Below are 21,096 nucleotides of genomic sequence, written 5' to 3'. Positions count from 1 at the left end.
GCCGACAGGAGCCGCCATGGACTTGTCGGATTACGCGTACCGCTAATCCGACCTACGGCTCCGATACAAAAAATTAACGCTGAAACGCCACCCGTCCGGCAACGATGGTCGCCTTGACGATGCCGCTCAGCTCATAGCCGAGGAAAGGCGTGTGCTTGCCCTGGCTGGCCAGCGAGGCCGACGACACGGTCCAGCGCGCGGCGGGATCGAAGACGCAGATATCGGCCGCTTCGCCCACGGCCAGGCTGCCAGCCGGGATGCCGGCGACACGGGCCGCGTCGGACGTGACCTTGGCCACGGCGCGCGCCAGCGGACGTGCGCCCGCCTGCGGCTGCGCCAGCGCATAGTCGTCGGCCCATTTCAGGGCCAGCGACAGCAGCAGTTCCAGGCCAGTGGCGCCGGGCGACGCTTCGCCGAACGGCAGCAGTTTTTCATCGTCGTCGACCGGCGTATGGTCCGAGCACATGGCGTCGACCGTGCCGTCAAGCAGGCCGGCGCGGATCGCATCGCGGTCGCGCTGGCTGCGGAATGGCGGCGTCACGCGTGCGTTCGGATCGAAGAAACCGATGTCGGCGTCCGTCAGGTGCACATGGTGCACGCCCACGTCGCAGGTGACCGGCAAGCCTTCGGCTTTCGCCGCGCGGATCAGTTCCAGGCCCGCCGCCGACGAAATGCGGCACAGGTGCACGCGCGCGCGGCTGGCGCGCATCAATTCGAAAATCGTGTGCAGGGCGATGGTTTCGGACATCACGGGCACGCCGGACAAGCCCAGGCGCGAGGCCAGCGGGCCGCTGTGGGCGATGCCGCCACGGCCGATGTGCGGGTCTTGCGGGCGCAGCCAGACGGTGTAGCCGAAGGTGTTCGCGTACTGCATGGCGCGCAGCAGCACGGTCGTGTCTTCGATCGGCTCTTCCGCCTGCGCGAAGCCGATGCAGCCCGCTTCCGTCAGTTCCGCCATTTCCGTCAGCGACTTGCCTTTCAAGCCCATGGTCAGTGCGCCCAGCGGGTGCACGTGGGCCTTGTTCTGCGTCTTGGCGCGGTATTTCAGCATTTCCACCAGGCCCGGCTCGTCCAGCACGGGGTCAGTGTCGGGCGGGCACACCAGGCTTGTCACGCCGCCTTGCAGCGCCGCCTGCAATTCCGATTCCAGGGTCGCCTTGTATTCGTAGCCCGGCTCGCGCAGGCGCGCGGACAGGTCGACCAGGCCGGGGGAAACCACCAGGCCGGCCGCGTCAAACGTGGTGTCGGCGGTAAAGCCCGCCGGGGCGCTGCCCACGGCCAGCACCTTGCCGTCGGCGATAAACAGGTCTTGCAAGCCATCGATGCCGTTGGCAGGGTCGATCAGGTGGCCGTTCTTGATATGTAGTGTCGTCATGCTCGCTTACTCGTCCTTGGGCTATCAGCCCTGATTACCAGCCAAAATACTCATCACCGCCATGCGCACGGCGATACCGAAGGTCACCTGCGGCAGGATCACCGCCTGCGGACCGTCGGCCACGGCCGAATCGATTTCCACGCCGCGGTTCATCGGGCCCGGATGCATGACGATGGCGTCCGGTTTCGCCAGCGCCAGGCGCTCGGGCGTCAGGCCATAGCTCTTGAAATACTCCTGCGCCGACGGCAGCAGCGCGCCGCTCATGCGTTCATTTTGCAGGCGCAGCATGATGATCACGTCCACGCCTTTCAAGCCTTCATCCATGTTGGTGAAGGTGCGCACGCCCATCTGCTCCAGGCCGCCTGGCAGCAGGGTGTGCGGGCCGATGGCGCGCACTTCCGGCACGCCCAGGGTGGTCAGCGCATGGATGTCGGAACGGGCCACGCGGCTGTGCAGGATGTCGCCCACGATGGCCACCGTCAGATTGGTGAAATCCTTCTTGTAGTGACGGATCGTGTACATGTCGAGCAAGCCCTGGGTCGGGTGCGCGTGGCGTCCGTCGCCCGCGTTGACGACGTGGACGTGCGGCTGCTTGGTGTCGATCAGGTGCTTGGCGATCAGGTAGGGCGCGCCCGACTGCGCATGGCGCACGACGAACATGTCGGCGTGCATGGCCGACAGATTGTCGATGGTGTCGAGCAGGGACTCACCCTTGCTGGCCGACGAGGCCTGGATGTTCAGGTTGATGACGTCGGCCGACAGCCTTTTTGACGCGATCTCGAAGGTGGTGCGGGTGCGCGTGGAGTTTTCAAAGAACAGGTTGAAAACGCTCTTGCCGCGCATCAGCGGGACCTTTTTCACGTCGCGGTCGGAAATGCCTACGAACGAGGAAGCCGTGTCGAGAATGTGGTTGACGATAGACTTCGGCAAGCCTTCAATCGTCAGCAGGTGTTGCAGTTCGCCGTGTTTATTCAGTTGCGGATTAAGCATGGTGGGTATCTATGGTGAGCGTGAATTTTCCATCGTCGGCTTGCTTCAGGACCAGGGCCTGGCCCGGCGGCACGGCTGTGAAGGCGGCCACGAAATCGGCGGCCACCGGCAGTTGGCGTTCGCCACGGTCGACCAGGGCGGCCAGCATGATCTTCGCCGGACGGCCATAGTCGAACAATTCGTTGATGGCCGCGCGCGTGGTGCGGCCCGTGTACAGCACGTCGTCGACCAGCAGGATGGTGGCGCCGGCTACGTCAAAGCTGATTTGCGTCGGCTTGACGTCGGCATGCAGACCCTTCTGGGCGAAGTCGTCGCGGTAGAACGAGACGTCGAGCACACCCAGGCGGCCCGGCAGGTTCAGGTCGCGCGCCAGGCGTTCGGCCAGCCAGGCGCCGCCCGAATGGATGCCGACGATGGCCACGTTGGGGATGCCCGCCAGGCCGCTCTGCACTTGCTGCAGCAAGACCGCGTACAGGGCCTCGGCGTCGAGTTGGGATGGATTCGTAGGATGCGGCATGGAGTTCTTGATCATTCAGGAATGGGCCAAAAGGTCAGATTAATAATTCGCGTCAAAATACTGTTGCAGGATGATGGCGGCGGCGCGGTCGTCGATGACTTCACCGCGCCTGGCGGCGATGACGGCCGAGGAATAGCGCTCGTCGACCAGTTCCACCGGCAGGTTGAAGCGGCCATGCACCTGGTTGGCGAAACGGCGGCAGCGCGCGCTCATCTCGTGTTCCGTGCCATCGGGATGGCTGGGCAAGCCCACCACGATGCGGCTCGCGCCCCACTCCTTGATCAGGCTATCGATGGCGGCAAACTTCGGCTCGTTCGCCGTGGCCGTGATCACGCTGAGCGGCTTGGCCTGGCAAATCATGGTATTGCCGATGGCCACACCGATGCGTTTCAAGCCGAAATCGAAGGCGAGGATGGTGTCGATGGCGTCACCGCTCATGCGTGGCCAGCCTCGCTGGCGAGCATGAGGGGGTCGATACCGAGCAGCTTGATGGCCGCCACATAGCGCTGCTCGATGGGAAAATCGAACAGGATGTCGGCCGAGGCGCCTACCGTCAGCCAGCCATTGCGGCCGATTTCGTCTTCCAGCTGGCCCGGACTCCAGCCCGAATAGCCGATCGAAACGAGCATGCGCTCGGGGCCATCGCCCTTGGCGACGGCTTCGAGCACGTCGATCGACGTGGTAAACGCGATTTCATCGGTCACCGTCAGCGACGAGGAATAGCGCGCGCCCGGCGTATGCAGCACGAAGCCGCGGTCGTCCTGCACCGGGCCGCCGAACATGATCGGTTCATTGATGATGGGCGTGTCGCTGCCGGCCGCCAGTTTCAGGTCGATGCGGTCGAACAGCACTTCCATGGTCATGTCGGTGGGCTTGTTGATGACGACGCCGAGCACGCCGTTTTCATTGTGTTCGCACACGTAGACGACCGTGCCGCCGAAGATCGGGTCTTGCATGGCCGGCATCGCAATGAGGAAATGGTTGGCCAGATTCAGGGTGGAGGAACCGGTCGCGGCCGGTTCTCCCACACCCTGCATCAAACGATGTCCTGGTAGAGTCTGGTCGATTTTACTCTTTTTCATACGCGATGCTCTCTCTGTGGGCTTGCTGGCAAGTCTCGCTTACCCCGCTATCGTACGCCTGGCACAAGCTGCCGCAAATCTTGGGCGGCGCGCACCGTGGTGCCAGGCGTTATTCTTGTTATGTTATAAATTAATGATCCATTTGCCATGCTTGCCGGCGCATTTCAATGCCAATTGTAAAATTGATTGCAAAATCGCTGTCGCACATAAAGCACCATGAACATACCCGGTAGTTTACACTGAATTGCCGCCGCAGCGACGCCAAAGGCGCGACGCGAGCGGCCATAAATCCCTGTTGGCGGCAAAAAATCGCCTATCTTTGACCCTGAACACGCGAAATAATGACAATCAAGACTTCCCTGGTGTGGTTCCGGCGCGATCTGCGCGCGTTTGATCATGCTGCACTGCATCACGCCCTGCGCCAGAGCCAGGCCGTGCATTGCGTCTTCGTCTACGACACGGCCATCCTGGCAACCCTGCCGCGCCGCGACCGGCGCGTCGACTTCATCCATGCCAGCGTGGCCGAGCTGGCCAGTGAGCTGCGCCAGCTGGGCGGCGACCTGATCGTGCTGCACGCGGACGCGGCCGAGGCCATCCCGCGCCTGGCCGCCGAATTGAATGCCGACGCCGTCTTTGCCAACCACGACTACGAGCCGCAAGCGATCACGCGCGACGCCACGGTGGCCGCCGCGCTCACGCGCGACGCGCGCCTGTGGTTCAGCTTCAAGGACCAGGTGATCTTTGAAAAGGACGAGGTGCTGACCTTATCAGCCAAGCCGTATACCGTCTACACGCCGTACAAGAATGCCTGGCTGAAGAAAATGCGCGCCGAACCCGGCTGCCTGGCGCCGTTCGACATCGAACCGCATGCGGCCAGCCTGGCGCCGCCGCGCACTGGCACGCCGGCGCCCCTGCCCACTCTGGGTGAGCTGGGTTTCGAGGCCAGCAACCTGGCCGAACTGGCCATCCCCACCGGCATGTCGGGCGCCAGCAAGCTGTTCGAGGATTTTTTGCCGCGCGTGGCCCGCTATGACGTGGCGCGCGATTTCCCCGCCCTGAAGGGACCGTCGTACCTGTCCATGCATCTGCGCTTCGGCACCGTCTCGCTGCGCTACCTGGTGCGCACCATCGTCGACCTGATGGACCGGGGCGGTGGCGGCGATGGCGCGCCCGTGTGGCTGGCGGAGCTGATCTGGCGCGATTTCTACGCCATGATTTTGTACCAGAACCCGCACGTGGAAGGCGGTGCCTTCAAACCGGCCTACGACGCCATCGCCTGGGAAACGGGACCTGACGCCGATGCCGCGTTTGCAGCCTGGTGCGAAGGGCGCACCGGCTATCCGCTGGTGGACGCGGCCATGGCGCAGCTGAACCAGACGGGCTATATGCACAACCGCCTGCGCATGGTCACGGCCTGCTTTTTGATCAAGGATCTGGGCATCGACTGGCGCCGCGGCGAAGCGTATTTCGCGCTGCACCTCAATGACTTCGACCTGGCGTCGAACAACGGCGGCTGGCAATGGGCATCGTCCTCCGGCTGCGACGCGCAACCCTACTTCCGTATCTTCAACCCCATCACGCAGTCGGAAAAATTCGATGCCAGCGGGCGCTTCATCCGCCGCTATCTGCCGCAGCTGAAGGCGCTGGGCGACAAGGAAATCCACGCGCCCTGGCTGGTGCCGCGCATGCTGCTCGAACAAAAAAACATCGTGCTGGGACGCGATTATCCGGAACCGCTGGTGCAGCACGACGAGGCGCGCAAGGAGACGCTGGAGCGTTATGCAGTGGTCAAAGTGCTCAAGTAGGGCCGCCAGCTGCCGCTGTGGTGAACGGCGTCCAGACCGACCGCCAGGCGCCGTGCGGCAGTTTCGCCTGCATGGAAAGGGAGAGTCCTCCCGTTCCTAGTGGCTCACCCGGCTGCCATTGCTGGTTTTCCAAACTCAGTGCCCGCGCCCTTCCCACGTCGACATTGATCATTTCCTTGGTGTCATAGCCGATTTCCAATATCGGGTGCAGCACCTTGCCCATACCGGTCAGATACAAGGTATCGACATGGACATCGGGCTTGTCGAAACGTTCGTACTGCCTTGTCGCGGCGGATTTGAAACCCTTGCCCGTGGCGATGGCAATGGTGGCCGGGCCATCGCATCCCAGCAGCGCGGCGAGTGCCCAATAGTCATGGTCAACAATGAGCAGCCTGGCCAGGCAGCGTTCTATCCATGCCGGCTCATCGGCCCTGAACGCATTCCAGTAGGGCTTCAGCGAGTTCTGGAGATAGCCCACTTCGTGCAGCGCCCCGACAAGGTTGATTTGCCTGTCGATGGCGTCGACATCCTGCAACAGATGGGCTGCGGCCGCGGCGACCGCATGCTCACCATTGACGATGGCTTTGTCTTCGAGTTTTTTCAGTTTGACGTGAAGGCTCATTATTTTCCTGGTTTGGCGATGTCGGCCTGTTATGGTAGCCGAGATGTTTCGGAACCGTCACGCGTTTGCAAGCGCCGCACCTCCGCCAGCAATTCGTCCTCCTGGAACGGCTTGCCGAAATACGCATTCACGCCCAGCTCGAAGGCATGCGCGCGGTGCTTGTCGGCGCTGCGCGAGGTGATCATGATGACGGGGATGGCGCGCGTCTTGTCATCGCTGCGCACATTGCGCGTCAAATCAAAACCATCCATGCGCGGCATTTCCACGTCCACCAGCAGCAGGGCCGGCATGCCAGCCGGCTCCAGCGCATGCAACTGCTCCAACGCATCGACGCCATCCTTGGCCAGCAGCACCTGGTAGCCTTCGCGCTCGAACAGGCGCTGCATCACGCGGCGCACCGTCAGCGAATCGTCGACCACCATCACGCGCACGGCAGGCGCTTCCAGCGCGCTGGAAGCGGCATGCTGCGCGCTGCTGGCCAGCGCATACTGCGACAGCAGTTCCGGATGATGCTCCAGGTGCTGCGCCAGCGCCACCGGGTTCAGGATCAGCACGATGTCGCCCGTGCCCAGCACCGTGGCGCCGGCGATGCCCGGCATGCGCGCCAGCTGCGGCCCCACGTGCTTGACCACGACTTCGCGGTTGCCCACCACGTCATCGACCTGCAAGGCCAGCCTGTCATTGCCATTGCGTAGCAATAGCACGGGCGCATAGCGCTGCGTGGCCTGCGCCGCCGGTGTCTCGCCCAGCATGGCCGACAGGTGGTGCAGCACCAGCAACTGTCCGTGCGACTCGATGCGCCCGGCCGCCCGCACCTGCTCCAGCTGCTCGCCTTTCAGGTGCAGCACCTGCTCCACCAGCACCGAGGGCAAGGCATACGTCTTGCCGCTGGCCGCCAGCAGCACCACCTGCGTGACGGCCAGGGTCAGCGGCAAGTGGATGGTGAAGCGCATGCCCAGGCCCGCCTGCGTCTGCGTTTCCACTCTTCCGCCCAAGGCCAGCGCTTCGGAGCGCACGATGTCCATGCCGAAACCGCGCCCGGCCAGTTCCGTCAGGCTGTCGGCGGTGGAAAAACCGGGCGTGAAAATCAGCTCGGCCGCCTGCGCGTCCGTCAATGGCGCATCCGTCGCCACCAGGCCGGCGCCGTGCGCCTTGGCGCGGATGCGTTCCAGGTCCAGCCCTGCGCCATCGTCGGAAAAGGCGATCGCCACTTCATTGCCCTGCTGGCTGACCTGCACCAGCAGCTCGCCCGTCTCGCTCTTGCCCGCAGACAGGCGCGCGTCGCGCGGCTCCACGCCGTGCACGATGGCGTTGCGCAGCAGGTGCTCGAACGGCGCGGCCATGCGTTCGAGCACGCTGCGGTCGATTTCCACACCGCCGCCGCGGATGTCGAGGTTGACGCGCTTGTCGACTTCCTTGGCGCTTTGCCGCGCCACGCGGAACAGGCGTTCGGCGATGCTGGCAAACGGCACCATGCGAATCTGCATCAGGTCGCGCTGCAGCTCGCGCGTCAGGCGCGCCTGCAGCACCAGGTCGTCCGTTACCGCATCGACGCTGTGACTGAGGTTTTCGTGGAACGAGGCCACGTCGTTGACGCTTTCGGCCATCATGCGCGTGAGTTCCTGCAGGCGCGTAAAACGGTCGAATTCGAGCGGATCGAAATCGCGCTCGCTGCCGACGGCCATACGCGAGGCGATCTGCGATTCGGCCTGCATTTCCACTTCGCGCAGCTGGCGCCGCAAGCGGGCCAGGTTGTCGGAAAATTCGGATAGCGAAGCACCGAGCACGCCGACTTCATTTTCCATTTTGGAGCGCGTGATCGACACTTCGCCGGCCTGGTTCACCAGGCGGTCGAGGATATCGGCGCGTACGCGCACCAGGGCCGCCTTCGGTTCGGCGGCCGGCGTGTCTTCCATGCCCGGCAAGGGCAGCAACGGTTGCTGCAGCTGCTCGAACAGGTGCAGCGCATGATCGTAATGGGCCAGCAATTCCTCGAAGGCCTGCGGCGTGGCGGTGCCCGCGTGCAGCATGTTTTCGATATGCGTCTCGATTTCATGCGCATGCTGGCCCAGGCGCATGGCGCCGGCCATGCGCGCGCTGCCCTTGACCGTATGCAGGGTGCGCAGCAGCATCTGCGCCTGGCCGCTGTCGTGCGGCTGCTGCTGCCAGCTGCGCAGCGCCTCGCCGATCCGCGGCAGCAGATCGGCCCCCTCTTCCAGAAAGACGGACAATAAATCGAGATCGAGTTCATCGCTGATGCCGGCGCTGGCCGCCAGCAGCGCGGCCGCATCGGCCGGCATGATGGCGGGCGTCGGCGCTTCCGGCGCCGCATGCTCCAACGGCGGCGCGTGTTCAAAACCGGCGTCGAACAGATCGTCGCCAATGCCGGTGTCCGGTGCCGGCGCCGCGGCAGCCTCCGGCTGCAGCGCGTCGGCGACGATGCTCGCGTACGTCGCTTCGAACAGGGTCTCGAGCTGCGGCAGCGGGACTTCGGCGACTGGCTCGGCCGGCTGCGCCGGCGCGCCGACGATGCTGGCGTAAGCTTCCGCAAACAGGGCGTCGAGCCGCTCTTCCTGGCTCTCGCCGGGCGGCGCCGTCAAGGCGCGCCACAGAGTATTGAGCGCTTCGATCATGTCCGGCTGCGTGGGCGCCAGGTCGCCCAGCGCGAACGCCTGCAGCATTTGCCCGATGCGCTGCGTGGCTTGCTCCAGCACGTCATGCTGCTCGGCGCGCAGGCCGGCCAGCGGCGGCACCACCGTTTCAATCACCGTTTCGAGCGCATGCGCCAGGTCGCGCAGCGACTGAAAACCGACCGTGCCCGACGTCCCCGCCAGGGTATGCACGGCTTGCAGCGCCTCCGCGCTGACGGCGCGCTCCTCATGGCGCCATTCGCCGAAGTCGCGCGTGAGCACGCGCAACAATTCATCCGTCTCGGCCAGGTAAATGTTGTACAAGGGAAGGCTGATGCGCAGTTCGCCCACGTGCTTGAGGTGGTCGTCCGGCGCTTCGTGCAGCGTGGGCGCCGTGGCCAGGGGCAGTCCGATCACATTGCCATTGCTGGCCACGGGCGTAGCCGATGCCGATGCCGAGCGAGGCTTGCGCAGTTCGAACGGCCCGCCTTCGCGCACGCGCTCGGCCGCCATCAGCAGCATGCCGGCCTCGCGCTGGCGCCCCGCGCCGCCTTCCAGTTCGGCCACCCATTCGCTGAGCTGGTACCAGCCGTAATTGAGCAAGGTAAACAAGTCGTCGCTGACGGGGCGCGATTCGGCCAGCCAGGTATTCATGACGCGTTCGATGGCGCCGGCCGCTTCGGCAAACTGCGCCAGGCCGATCATGCGGCTGCTGCCTTTCAGGGTGTGGAACGAGCGGCGCAACATGGCCAGGTGATCGCCGCTGGCGGCCTGCTCGCGCGGCAGGGCCAGGGTGGTGTCGATAAAGGCCAGCACTTCGCGCGCTTCGGCGATGAAAATGTCGAGCATCTCCGCATCAACATCGATCACGGCCGGCGCGGCATCCATGCCGACAGGCGCGGCGGGCGCCAGGGCCTGGTCGAGCAAGGGCACCGGTACGGCGCCGGCGGCGGCGACTTTTTCAAATGGCAGGGCGCGGAAAGTGCCGGCGGCCGCGTCGAAATGGAAACGCCCGCTGGCCGCCTGCGCGTTGCGGCCCAGCATATCGACAAAAAAGCCCAGCGCGCTGACATTTTGCGCGATCTCGTCGAGCGCCTCGGCATGGGCTTCCGCCTTGGCGTCGCCGCCGGGCAGCTGCCGCACGGCCGCATCGACCTGCAGCACGGCGGCGCGCGCGTCTTCCTGTCCCAGCCCGGCCAGCTGCTGCTGCAACTGCTCCAGCAAGGGCGCGACGCCGTCGAGGGTTGCCGTCCCCGCGCCCGCCGCATCCGCGTAATACGCATTGAGCACCTTTTCCACCTGGCGCAGGCCCGTCTTCATGTCCTCAGCCAGCGCGGCCACCGTCTGACCCTGTTCGATCTGGCGCGACAGCTCGCCCGCCGTGACGGGCGGCGGCGCTTCGCCAGCCAGCAGCGCCTGCAGGCGCGCGGCGATGGTTTCCGCATTGCCGGCGAAATCGTCGGGCAGACGGCGCAACTGCTCCAGTCCCGTGTCGGCAAACAGCAGCGCCATGCCGATTTCATTTTCCAGGGCCGCGCTGCGTCCGCTGGCCACGGCTTGCCGCGCCACGGCCGCGCATTCGCGCAGCAGGCTGGCCAGGGCCGGCTGCTTCAGGGACTCCGCATGTGCCGCCACTTCTTGCAGCGACGCTTCAAACTCGGCGCCCAAGGCTGGATCGAGGTCGGCTTGCGCCAGGCGGCTCCAGCTGGCGCGCGCCTGCGCCAGCGCCGTGCGGGCGCCTTGCAAGGCAGCCTGGTCGACCTGGCCGTAGCGCCGCGTTTCCACGTCGGCGGGCAGCATGCCTTCCAGCGCGAAGGCGGCACGCAGCTGGCGTGCCTCCGGTGTCGGCTCGGGTGCCGCCGCGATGAAGAACAGGGCGTCGCGCAGCATGGCTTCGGGCAGGCTGGCCGTGCCCTGCGCCAGGCGGCGCAACTGCAGATTGATCAGGCCAAACAACTGTTTGACGTTGCGCGTGCCCATGCCCTCGCCGCTGGCCGCCAGCCCGGCAAACGCCTGCATGGCGAACCAGAAGGTGCGCGCCGGCGCTTCCTGCTGCGCGTCCGCCACCAGGGTCAAGGTGGCGTGCAAATCGCCCGCATGCTGGCGTCGCGTTGCATCATCCTGCGCCTTCAGGAAGGGCAGCAAAGACTTTTCAAAGCGTCCGCGCCAGGCCGGATAATCGGCTGCAGGGGGTGCCTCCGCCAAGGCGATGGCATGCCCTTCCAGCGTCGACGCTGGCGGGAAAAACAGGTCGGCCGGGTGGATGCGCTCGGCACCCAGCATGCTTTGCAGGTCGCGGTAATAGGGGAACAAACGCGCCGGCTGCGGCGGCGTGCCGGCCACCAGGTCTTCCAGGTATTCGCTCAAGGCCTGATACAGTTCGGCGACGACTTGCGCATGGTCCAGCGTGTATTCGAGGCTGCCGTCGCGAAAGCGCGCCAGCGCCTGTTCCGCGCCGTCCGTCAGCAGGCTGGCGCCGGCCACGTCCACCATCACCAGCGCGCCATGGGCCTGGTGCAGATGCGAACGCGCATGCTGCAGGGCCGTGGCGCGTTCCTCGCGCTCGCGGCCACCCGCTTCGAACAGGGCCGTTTTCGAGCGGCCCAGCGCTTCGCGGATTTCCACCATCACCCACGACAAAGGCTCGCTGTCGAACGGCTTGGACTGCTGTGGACTATCTGGTGTGCTCATGCATGCCTCGGTAAGGAAATCGCCTGGACTGGCGCGGCGTTCAGGCGGCGACGCGGAAGCGCGACACCGAATTTTTCAGTTCCTGCGCCAGCATCGACAGTTTATGGATCGATTGCGCCGTTTGCTGCGTGCCATCCTGGGTCTGCTCCGTCACGCTCAGGATATGCTGGATATTCAAAGCCACGCCGCTGGCCGAACCGGCCTGCGTGCCGGTGGCGAACGAGATGCCCTGGATCAGTTCCGCCAGGTGTTTCGATACCTGGCTGATGTCGTTCAAGGCCGCGCCGGCCGCGTCGGACAGGCGCGCGCCCTCGACCACGCCCTGCGTGGACGTTTCCATCGCCCGCGTCGCATCCTGGGTATCGGCCTGGATGGTGCGTACCAGCGCGCCGATCTGCTTGGCGGCGGCGGCCGAGCGTTCGGCCAGGCGCTGCACTTCCTCGGCCACGACGGAAAAGCCGCGTCCCGCCTCGCCGGCCGATGCGGCCTGGATGGCGGCGTTCAGCGCCAGCACATTGGTCTGCTCGGTGATGTCGGAAATGAGCTCGGTGATTTCGCCGATTTCCTGCGACGATTCACCCAGGCGCTTGATGCGCTTGGAGGTATCCTGGATCTGCTCGCGGATTTCATGCATGCCCTTGATGGCGTTTTCCACCGCCGTCGAACCCTGCTGCGCCGCCGCCACCGACTGGCGCGCCACGTCGGCCGAAACGCTGGCCGACTTCGACACGTCGGTAATCGCATTGGCCATCTTGACCACGGTGGCGCTGACGCCCTGGATTTCGCGCGACTGCTGCTGCGACGCGATCAACAGTTTGCTGGAAATGCTTTGCGCCTGCGTCGAAGCGCGGTTCACCTGTTCCGCCGTCGCCGTCACCCTCCCCACCAGGCCGCGCAATTCCTCGACCGTGTAGTTGACGGAATCGGCGATGGCGCCCGTGATGTCTTCCGATACGGTGGCCTGCACCGTCAGGTCGCCGTCGGCGACCTTCTGCAATTCGTTCATCAGGCGCAGGATGGCCGCCTGGTTCTGCTCATTCCTGGCCTTCGCCTCTTCCTCTTTTTCCTGCGACTGCAGGCGCCGGATTTCCGCTTCCTGGCGCCGCCGCTCGGCGTCGCGCGTGCGGTTGACGGAGTCCTGCAGCAGCACCCTGCCGATGCCGGCCGCCGCGATCAGGGTCAGCAACACGCCGCCGACCATCATCCAGAAGGCGATGCCCAGGGTTTCCTGGTTCACGTGATACATCTGCTGCAGCAGGGTCAAGCGCTGGCGCAGGTCTTCGTTCTCGTTGAAGATCAGCTGTTCGGCGCTTTTCGCCGCACTGAATTTATCGAGCCGGTCGAGTATCGACGACACCAGCTTCTGGTAATTGTCAAAACTGGCTTTCAGCGCCACCAGCCGGTCGCGCAGTTCGGCGTCGCGCGTGGGCGCCAGTTGCAGCGTCACGCTGCCATTGAGCAGGCCTTCGACGGCGGCGCGGAAATACGTCGTGTCGCGCCCCAGCGAAAACGCCGTTTCCGAGCTGATGCTGCCGGACGACAGGAACTCGCTGGCGCTGCGGCTCATGCGCTGGCTCAGCATCATCAGCCGGCCGATGACGGCCAGGTCGCGCGCATTGCCGCCGCGCTGCACCTTCAAGGCCGCGATTTCCTCGGTCTGCGCCAGCAGCGCCGGCGACAGCCCATTCAATTGCTGCAAGGTCTTGTCGAATTCGCCCAACTCCGGCTTCAGACGCAGGATGGTGCTGGCCGCGCGGTCGCTGCTGGCCCACTTCTTGCGCGCGTCGGCCACCGCCGCCAGCAGGGCGGAACGCGACTCGCCGATATCGCGGCCGTGATACGTCCCGCCGCGCAGCATCAGGCGGAAATCCTGGCTCAGTTCATTGCGGCTTTCCTCGAGCTGGCGGAAGGCTTCCGGATTGCCTTGCACGGCGTTCGGCGCGGCCTTGCCGATGCGCTGCGAATGCATCAGCGCATCGCTGGCCAGTTGCGTCTGCGCCGAGGCGATATTGCTGCTGCGCGTGTTCAGTCCGACGAACAGCAGGCTGGCGGCCAGGCTCAGGGCCATCAGCGTCGACAGGATGCTCAGCTGCTTTTGCAGTGGAAAATGGCCGATCAGCGGCAGCTTCCAGTCCCCGGCCGGCGCGCTGGCCAGCGACTTGCGCCGTCCCAGCGCGTCGCGCAGGCGCAGCGGCAGGTCGGCCGCCGATGCCGGCGCGTCCGGCGCATGCTGCGCTTCGGGCATGCCGGCCGCCAGAATGGGGGAATGGGCGCCCATCAGCAAAGATCCTTGTGTTCGGGGAAGCCGCCAAAGCCGGCATCGAGGAAGCGTGCCGATTGCGCCAGCTGCGCCAGGTCCAGGCGCAGCCACTCTTGCCCTTCGCTGTCGCGCAGCGCCTGCGCCGCCCACGATGGCAGCACACCGTGCGGCGCATCGTGAACGGGCACCGATTGCATGGCGCGCAACTGGCGCAAACCGAGCACGCGTTCGACCAGCAATGCGCAATTGAGGCCCAGGCGGGGAGAAAAGGTGATGATGCGGCAGTGATTGCCCGGCACGCAGGCCGGTTCGCCCATGTAGCGGGCCAGGTCGACGACACCCGTCAGGCGGCCGCGCATGGCCGCCAGGCCCAGGTACCAGTCCTGCGCCAGCGGCACGCCCTGGATCTGCACGCCGGTGGCGATGACGATTTCACCGAGCTGCGTCAGGTCGAGCAGGCAGGGCCGGCCACCGAGCATCACGCCCAGTTCCTTGCGCGCCGCCAGCGCGCCGCTGCGCGCGGCCTGTATCCGCTCGATCAATTGCAGCTGATACTGGCGCAAGCGCCCCTGCCGCGCGCCCGCCTCGAAGACGGGCATGGCGGCAGCGGCAGGCGGAAAAGCCGCGGTGGACACGCCGTGACCTGGCATCGTGTGCATGCTCAGGAAATCGCGGCGATCTTGGCCAGAAGATCGGCTTCGACCACCGGCTTGACCAGGTAATCACGCGCGCCCTGGCGCAAGCCCCAGATGCGGTCCGTTTCCTGGCTCTTGCTGGAGCAGATAATCACCGGCACGTCCTGCAGTTCGGGATCGCGGGCGATGGCGCGCGTGATCTGGAAGCCATTCGCACCGGGCATCACCACGTCCATCAGAATGAGGTCGGGCCTGGCCTGCTTCAGTTGCGCCAGCGCGTCGGCGCCGTCCTGCGCCGTCAACACGGCATAACCGGCACGCACCAGCATCTCGCTCAGGTAGTAGCGCTCTGTCGGCGAGTCATCGACGATCAGAATTGTGTGTATGGCCATCTGCTTCCTTGCTGCGTTGTCAATCAATAAATCACTACTCAAAATGCCCGGCCAGGTGCTGCCGCACGGCCTCCAGCAGCGCCTCGCGCGCCAGCGGCTTGGCCAGGCAGGCGCTGGCGCCCGCCATGGTGCCACGCGCGCGGTCGAACAAGCCTTCCTTCGACGACAGCATCAGCACCGGCGTGGCGTGGAAAGCCGCGCTGGCCTTGATCAGCGCACAGGTGCGGTAGCCGTCCAGGCGCGGCATCACGATGTCGCACACGATCAGCGCCGGCTGGCAGTCGGCGATCTTGGCCAGGGCCGCGAAGCCGTTTTCCGCCACCACCACGCGATAACCGGCCTCGCCGAGTATCTTCGCGGCCGCGCTGCGTATCGTCGCGCTGTCGTCGATGACGAGGATCGTGGCGCTGGCACCCACGGCATCGGACGGCGCCGCGGGCAAAAAAGGACGCGTCATGTGATTATTCGACAATCTTTCATACGATAGCACAGGCAGCCGCGATACCTGCGTGCGGCAGCGGCATCCCGTGGAACTGATTGATTACAGCGCCACCATCTCGAAATCATCCTTGCGCGCACCGCATTCAGGGCAGGTCCAGTTCATCGGAACATCGGCCCAACGCGTGCCGGGAGCGATGTCTTCGTCGGGCAGACCGGCCGCTTCATCATAAACCCAGCCGCAAATAAGACACATCCACGTTTGGAATTGCTGCGTTGTTTCGTTGCTACTCACGTTCTGCCACCCTTCAATCAAGTAAAATGCTGAATTAGGTATCTTAATCTACCCGCCGTGCAAAACCAAACTTCTCCCCTCATATTAAGCTTCGGCGTGTCCGATCCGGTCGGCGCGATCGGCATCCAGGCCGATCTGGCCACCTTTTCAGCCTTCGGCTGCCATGGCCTGTCCGTCACCACGGGCCTGTTGATCAGCGATACGGCGCGCGTGGAAGACGTGCAGGCCGTCGACCCGGACTGGGTTTCCGACCAGGCGCGCGTGCTGCTGGAAGACATGTCCGTGGCCGCCATCAAGATCGGCGCGCTGGGCAGCGTGGAAAACGTCACGGCCATCGCCGAAATCGTCTCCGACTATCCGAACGTGCCGCTGATCCTCGATCCCTTCATTTCGGCGCTGCCGGAACAGGGCATGGACGATGAAGATATTCTCACGGCCGTGCGCCAGCTGCTGATCCCGCAAACGACCCTGCTGGTGCTCTCGCCGGTGGAACTGGAGCGCCTGGCCGAGACCTGGCGCGACGCCGATCCGGACGACACCCTGCAAAACGACGTCGACTACCTGGTCGCGCTGGGCTGCGAATACGTGCTCGTCACCGGCATGCCGGCCGACGCCAGCAAGTCCGGCACGGGCGAAGGCAAGCTGCGCGCCAATACCCTGTTTGGCGAAGACGGCGTGGTGCGCCACGACGAATGGCAGCACCTGCCCGGCATCTTCAACGGCGCCGGCAGCACCCTGTCGGCGGCGGCCACCGCCCTGCTGGCCCTGGCGGAAAACGAAGACGACGTGCCGCAGGTGGTCGTGGCGGCGCAGGAATTCACGGCCGGCGCGCTGGCCCACGCGCAGCGCCACGGCATGGGCAAGCTGGTGCCGAACCGGCTGTTCCGGCAGCAGCGCCAGCGCGGCGCCCAATAATTCTGTAGACCAGACAGACCAGACGACACAGACAACGATCCACTTTCAAGGCACGATTATCATGACGACGACTTCACAGAACGACATCCTGTTTGCCCGCGCACAAAAAACCACGCCAGGCGGCGTCAATTCGCCCGTGCGCGCCTTCCGCTCCGTCGGTGGCACGCCGCGCTTCATCACGCGCGCCGAAGGCCCCTACTTCTGGGATGCGGATGGCAAGCGCTATATCGACTACATCGGTTCCTGGGGCCCGGCCATCGTCGGCCACGCCCACCCGGACGTGGTGAAAGCGGTGCAGGATGCGGCCGCGCTTGGCCTGTCGTTCGGCGCGCCGACGGAAGGCGAAGTGCTGATGGCCGAGGAAATCACGCGCCTGGTGCCGTCGATCGAGCAGGTGCGCCTGGTGTCGTCGGGCACGGAAGCGACCATGAGCGCCCTGCGCCTGGCGCGCGGCGCCACGGGACGCGACAAGATCGTCAAGTTCGAAGGCTGCTACCACGGCCATGCCGATTCGCTGCTGGTGAAAGCGGGCAGTGGCTTGCTCACCTTCGGCAACCCGACGTCGGCCGGCGTGCCGGAAGACTTCGTGAAACACACCCTGGTGCTCGACTATAACAACGTGGAACAGCTGAAAGACGCCTTCGACAGCTTCGGCGCGGACATCGCCTGCGTCATCGTCGAACCGGTGGCCGGCAACATGAACCTGGTGAAAGCCACGCCGGAGTTCCTGCAGGCGATGCGCGAACTGTGCACGCAGCACGGCGCCCTGCTCATTTTCGATGAAGTCATGTGCGGCTTGCGCGTGGCCCTGGGCGGCGCGCAGGCGCTGTACGGCATCAAGCCGGACCTGACGGCGCTGGGCAAGGTGATCGGCGGCGGCATGCCGGTGGCAGCCTTCGGTGGCAGCGCGGCGCTGATGCACAACATGGCGCCGCTGGGCGCCGTCTACCAGGCCGGCACCTTGTCGGGCAACCCGGTCGCCGTGGCGGCCGGCATGGCCACCTTGAAACTGATCCAGCAGCCAGGCTTCTACGAGCAGCTGGGCGCCACGGCCAAGCGCCTGGCCGAAGGCCTGACCGCCGCCGCCAAAGAGGCCGGCGTGGTCTTCTGCGCCGACTACATCGGCGGCATGTTCGGCATTTATTTCAGCGCAACGCCACCAACCAGCTACGCGGAAATGATGGCGGGCGACCGCAGCAAGTTCAACGCCTTCTTCCACGCCATGCTGGACGAAGGCGTGTACTTCGCGCCCGCCGCCTTCGAAGCGGGCTTCGTCTCGGCGCAGCACGATGATGCCGTCATCGACGCCACCATCGCCGCCGCGCGCAAGGTGTTTGCCAAACTGGCCTAAGCGTTTTACACGGCCGCGGTGTCCATCACCGCGGCCACCAGCGCCGGCAGCCTGGCCATGTCATTGAACACAAGAAGCGCGCCGGCCGCCTTCAGGCGCGCTTCCTGGCCGGCGGCGACATGTCCGCCGCCGATGAATCCCAATACCGTCATGCCCGCCGCCACGGCGGCCATCACGCCCGTGACGCTGTCTTCCAGCACCAGGCACTGGCCCGGCGGCACGCCAAACGAGGCGGCTGCCGCCAGGTAGACGCCCGGATGCGGCTTGGCATGGCCCACCAGGTCCGGCGTAAACACCCGTCCGCCAAATAACGGTGCCATGCCGGTCCGCTCCAGTGCCGACCGCACGCGCGCGCCAGTATTATTCGACGCCACCGCTTTCGGCATATTGATGGCCGCCAGCGCCCGCAGCACGCCGGGCACGGCCCGCTGCAGCCGGTCGCAATCGGTTTCGACGCCCTGGCGGATCGCTGCGCAGACCTCCGGCGCCGGCGGCGCGAGACCCAGTTCGAGGAACACGCCGGTCAGCAGCGTCTCGAAGTTCTGTCCTTGCCGCGGCTGGATCAGGGCGACCAGCGGCGTATCGGCGGGCACGTACGGGCGCAGCTGCTTGAGCAGAGAAAACAAGGTCACGCTTTCGCTGTCGACCAGGACGCCATCACAATCGCTGATCAGGTGCGTCAAATAGACATCAGACATACGGTACTCGCATGGTGCTCTCCGGCATGGGTATTCTTGAAGGGACGCCGGCCCGGTCGCGGCCAGCCTGTCCAGCATACAAGCGGCGCGGGGGCCGGCGCTACGTCAAAGACCCTGTTTTATCGATACTATTTTGGGCAATTGCCATCTTTTTCCGCCGGCGTATTGCTCAGCAACATTTGACGCGATGCACAAAATTTGACTACGTCTCCTCTGATACAAGGAAAATACAAAAAAAGTATCGGTATACCCACATGGAATGAGTGGCTCCGCCGGGTTCGCCTGCATAGAATGGAACCATAAATCAAAAACACGCCCGGCCGGCAACAGGGTCGAAGCGCACGGTAACCCAGCAGGAGACACGTCATGCCACGCATCCGCCTCGCCCCGTTTACGCTTTGCCGCCACCACGCTTGTTCTCTTTTTCCCGCCGTCACCGGCTAAGCGGCGCGAGGGAGCACATCATGAAACCCGATCTCGAAGTCGTCCGCGTGCCCGCCGATGAATCGTTTACAGCCTGGTCGCACGGCTACCCTTACCGCACCGTGCGCTGGCACTTTCATCCCGAATATGAAATCCAGCTGATCACCGACACCAGCGGCAAGTACTTCGTCGGCGACTATATCGGCGATTTCGAGCCGGGCAACCTGGTCATGTCCGGCCCCAACCTGCCGCATAACTGGGTCAGCGAGCTGCCCGATAACCAGCCCGTGCCGCAGCGTTGTCTGATCCTGCAATTCACGGCCGAATTCATGGCCAAGGCCATCGCCGCCTTCCCGGAATTGCAGCCGGTCGTGACCCTGCTGGACGAATCGCGCAGCGGCCTGCTGTTTACGCCGGAGGCCGGCGCCGCCGCCCGGCCCCTGATGCAGGCCTTGCTGGAAGCGCGCGGCTGCCGCCGGGTCATGCTGTTCCTGTCGCTGCTGGACCTGCTGCTGCACGACAGCGAGCGCCGCAAGCTGTCCAGCCCCAGCTACCTGCCCGATCCGCACAGCTATATGGCCTCGAAGATCAACCTGGCGCTGGCCTACATCGGCAAGAACCTGTCGACCGACTTGCGCGAATCGGAACTGGCCGAACTGATCGGACAAAACGTCAGCTCCTTCTCGCGCTCGTTCAGCAAGCACACAGGAATTTCCTTTGTGCAATACGTGAACTTGCTACGCATCAAGCTGTCCTGCGAAATGCTCAGCAACAGCGCCTTGAGCATCACGGACATCTGCTACCAGGTGGGCTTTAACAATCTGTCCAATTTCAACCGCCAGTTCCTCGCGCACAAGGGCATTTCACCGTCGAAATTCCGCCGCTACGACGGTTTGAAAACGGCGGCCCCAGGCACCTGACTTCCTGTTTCACGCTTCATGCCCCGGCAGCAGGCAAGGCAAGGCTGCCACGACACCCAAAATCCATACTAAAAATCAGGAGACGATGATGTTGAAAAGAAAATTGCTGGCCCTGTCCACGACCGTCCTGTGCGCCGCCAGCCTGTCCGTGAGCGCCAGCGCCGCGCCGCTGAAGATCGGCATGTCCTTCCAGGAACTCAACAATCCGTATTTCATCACCATGAAAAAGGCGCTGGAAGAGGCGGCCGCCAGCATCGGCGCCACGGTGGTGATCACCGATGCGCGCCACGACGTGGCCAAGCAGACGAGCGACGTGGAAGACATGATCCAGAAAAAGATCGACATCCTGCTGCTCAACCCCACCGATTCGGTCGGCATCCAGTCGGCCGTCAAGGCGGCCAAGGCGGCCGGCGTGATCGTCGTCGCCGTCGATGCGAATGCCAACGGCCCCGTCGATTCCTTCGTCGGCTCGAAAAATTTCAATGCGGGCCAGCTGGCCTGCACCTACCTGGCCAAGAGCCTGGACGGCAAGGGCGACGTGGCGATCCTCGACGGCATCCCCGTCGTGCCCATCCTGGAGCGGGTGCGCGGCTGCAAGGATGCGCTGGCAGCCTTTCCTGGCATCAAGATCGTCAGCACCCAGAACGGCAAGCAGGAACGCGACCAGGCCTTGACGGTCACGGAAAACATCCTGCAGGCGCAGCCCAAGCTGAAAGGCATCTTCAGCGTCAACGATGGCGGCGCCATGGGCGCGCTGTCGGCCATCGAAGCGAGCGGCAAGGACGTGAAACTGACCAGCGTGGACGGCGCGCCGGAAGCCATCAAGGCGATGCTCAAGCCCAATTCCAGGTTCATCGCCACGGCCGCCCAGTACCCGCGCGACCAGGTGCGCCTGGCGCTGGCCATCGCCATGGCAAAAAAATGGGGCGCCAACGTGCCGGCCCAAGTGCCGGTCGACGTCAAGCTGGTGGACAAGGCAGGCGCCAAGTCCTTCAGCTGGTAAGGGCAGCGGCCACCGTGCCTGCCCACTCCCGCGGCCTGGCTGCGGGAGCTTCAC

18 protein-coding genes are annotated in these 21,096 nt (G+C 64.8%); 5 read left to right on the top strand and 13 right to left on the bottom strand.

Features of this window, described 5'->3' with window-relative positions; all coding sequences use genetic code 11:
* Positions 1–73 precede the first annotated feature (73 nt).
* From ACPJXG_RS03850 to ACPJXG_RS03830, 5 genes are read right to left on the bottom strand one after another with little or no spacing between them, the layout of a single operon-like run.
* Positions 74–1,375: a dihydroorotase gene (locus tag ACPJXG_RS03850; protein WP_176387417.1), complete on the bottom strand. Its 1,302-nt coding sequence runs from the start codon at positions 1,373–1,375 to the stop codon at positions 74–76.
* A gap of 24 nt (positions 1,376–1,399) precedes the next feature.
* Positions 1,400–2,365 carry an aspartate carbamoyltransferase catalytic subunit gene (locus tag ACPJXG_RS03845; RefSeq protein WP_034746695.1) on the bottom strand — a complete coding sequence of 322 codons (966 nt, stop codon included), beginning with the start codon at positions 2,363–2,365 and terminating at the stop codon, positions 1,400–1,402.
* On the bottom strand, positions 2,358–2,882 hold the full coding sequence (pyrR, locus tag ACPJXG_RS03840) for a bifunctional pyr operon transcriptional regulator/uracil phosphoribosyltransferase PyrR (RefSeq protein WP_035828187.1): 525 nt from the start codon (positions 2,880–2,882) through the stop codon (positions 2,358–2,360). The genes ACPJXG_RS03845 and pyrR overlap by 8 nt, the downstream gene beginning before the upstream one ends.
* Before the next feature lie 39 nt (positions 2,883–2,921).
* The gene (ruvX, locus tag ACPJXG_RS03835) at positions 2,922–3,320 is read right to left on the bottom strand and encodes a Holliday junction resolvase RuvX (protein WP_217916667.1); all 399 of its coding nucleotides are present in this window, start codon (positions 3,318–3,320) and stop codon (positions 2,922–2,924) included.
* Complete coding sequence (locus ACPJXG_RS03830) at positions 3,317–3,919, bottom strand: YqgE/AlgH family protein (protein ID WP_035822086.1); 603 nt, start codon at positions 3,917–3,919, stop codon at positions 3,317–3,319. The genes ruvX and ACPJXG_RS03830 overlap by 4 nt, the downstream gene beginning before the upstream one ends.
* Positions 3,920–4,305: 386 nt before the next feature.
* Here ACPJXG_RS03830 and ACPJXG_RS03825 point away from each other — a divergent pair, with 386 nt between their 5' ends.
* Positions 4,306–5,769 carry a cryptochrome/photolyase family protein gene (locus tag ACPJXG_RS03825; protein WP_425253454.1) on the top strand — a complete coding sequence of 488 codons (1,464 nt, stop codon included), beginning with the start codon at positions 4,306–4,308 and terminating at the stop codon, positions 5,767–5,769.
* On the opposite strand, the gene ACPJXG_RS03820 is transcribed toward ACPJXG_RS03825, so the two are convergent.
* The 7 genes from ACPJXG_RS03820 to ACPJXG_RS03790 form a co-directional block, all read right to left on the bottom strand.
* Positions 5,762–6,391: a hypothetical protein gene (locus ACPJXG_RS03820; protein ID WP_425253453.1), complete on the bottom strand. Its 630-nt coding sequence runs from the start codon at positions 6,389–6,391 to the stop codon at positions 5,762–5,764. The two genes, ACPJXG_RS03825 and ACPJXG_RS03820, sit on opposite strands and share 8 nt — an antisense overlap.
* Positions 6,392–6,420: 29 nt before the next feature.
* On the bottom strand, positions 6,421–11,712 hold the full coding sequence (locus ACPJXG_RS03815) for an Hpt domain-containing protein (RefSeq protein ID WP_425253452.1): 5,292 nt from the start codon (positions 11,710–11,712) through the stop codon (positions 6,421–6,423).
* A 40-nt stretch (positions 11,713–11,752) separates the two neighbouring features.
* Positions 11,753–13,990, bottom strand: a complete 2,238-nt coding sequence (locus ACPJXG_RS03810; protein ID WP_176387413.1) for a methyl-accepting chemotaxis protein — start codon at positions 13,988–13,990, stop codon at positions 11,753–11,755.
* Positions 13,990–14,631, bottom strand: coding sequence for a chemotaxis protein CheW (locus ACPJXG_RS03805; protein WP_425253451.1), 642 nt, complete (start codon positions 14,629–14,631; stop codon positions 13,990–13,992). The genes ACPJXG_RS03810 and ACPJXG_RS03805 overlap by 1 nt, the downstream gene beginning before the upstream one ends.
* Positions 14,632–14,633: 2 nt before the next feature.
* On the bottom strand, positions 14,634–14,999 hold the full coding sequence (locus ACPJXG_RS03800) for a response regulator (RefSeq protein ID WP_035822096.1): 366 nt from the start codon (positions 14,997–14,999) through the stop codon (positions 14,634–14,636).
* 34 nt (positions 15,000–15,033) lie between these two features.
* Positions 15,034–15,456 (bottom strand): response regulator, encoded by a 423-nt coding sequence (locus ACPJXG_RS03795; protein ID WP_425253450.1) that lies wholly within the window; start codon positions 15,454–15,456, stop codon positions 15,034–15,036.
* A gap of 84 nt (positions 15,457–15,540) precedes the next feature.
* On the bottom strand, positions 15,541–15,693 hold the full coding sequence (locus ACPJXG_RS03790) for a rubredoxin (RefSeq protein WP_010401308.1): 153 nt from the start codon (positions 15,691–15,693) through the stop codon (positions 15,541–15,543).
* A gap of 96 nt (positions 15,694–15,789) precedes the next feature.
* Here ACPJXG_RS03790 and thiD point away from each other — a divergent pair, with 96 nt between their 5' ends.
* Positions 15,790–16,647, top strand: a complete 858-nt coding sequence (thiD, locus tag ACPJXG_RS03785) for a bifunctional hydroxymethylpyrimidine kinase/phosphomethylpyrimidine kinase (protein ID WP_035822099.1) — start codon at positions 15,790–15,792, stop codon at positions 16,645–16,647.
* A gap of 61 nt (positions 16,648–16,708) precedes the next feature.
* Complete coding sequence (gene hemL / locus ACPJXG_RS03780; RefSeq protein WP_099401582.1) at positions 16,709–17,998, top strand: glutamate-1-semialdehyde 2,1-aminomutase; 1,290 nt, start codon at positions 16,709–16,711, stop codon at positions 17,996–17,998.
* Positions 17,999–18,003: 5 nt separating this feature from the next.
* On the opposite strand, the gene ACPJXG_RS03775 is transcribed toward hemL, so the two are convergent.
* Positions 18,004–18,696 (bottom strand): HAD family hydrolase, encoded by a 693-nt coding sequence (locus tag ACPJXG_RS03775; protein WP_425253449.1) that lies wholly within the window; start codon positions 18,694–18,696, stop codon positions 18,004–18,006.
* A gap of 464 nt (positions 18,697–19,160) precedes the next feature.
* On the opposite strand from ACPJXG_RS03775, the gene ACPJXG_RS03770 reads away from it, so the two are divergent.
* On the top strand, positions 19,161–20,039 hold the full coding sequence (locus ACPJXG_RS03770) for an AraC family transcriptional regulator (RefSeq protein ID WP_176387409.1): 879 nt from the start codon (positions 19,161–19,163) through the stop codon (positions 20,037–20,039).
* Between the two features lie 85 nt (positions 20,040–20,124).
* Entirely contained in the window at positions 20,125–21,042 is a 918-nt protein-coding gene (locus tag ACPJXG_RS03765) for an ABC transporter substrate-binding protein (protein WP_425253448.1), read from the top strand.
* Positions 21,043–21,096 lie beyond the last annotated feature (54 nt).

The organism is Janthinobacterium sp. NFX145, assembly GCF_049810325.1.
GTDB lineage: Bacteria > Pseudomonadota > Gammaproteobacteria > Burkholderiales > Burkholderiaceae_D > Janthinobacterium > Janthinobacterium rivuli.
This window is presented reverse-complemented; position numbering and strand designations above follow the sequence as displayed.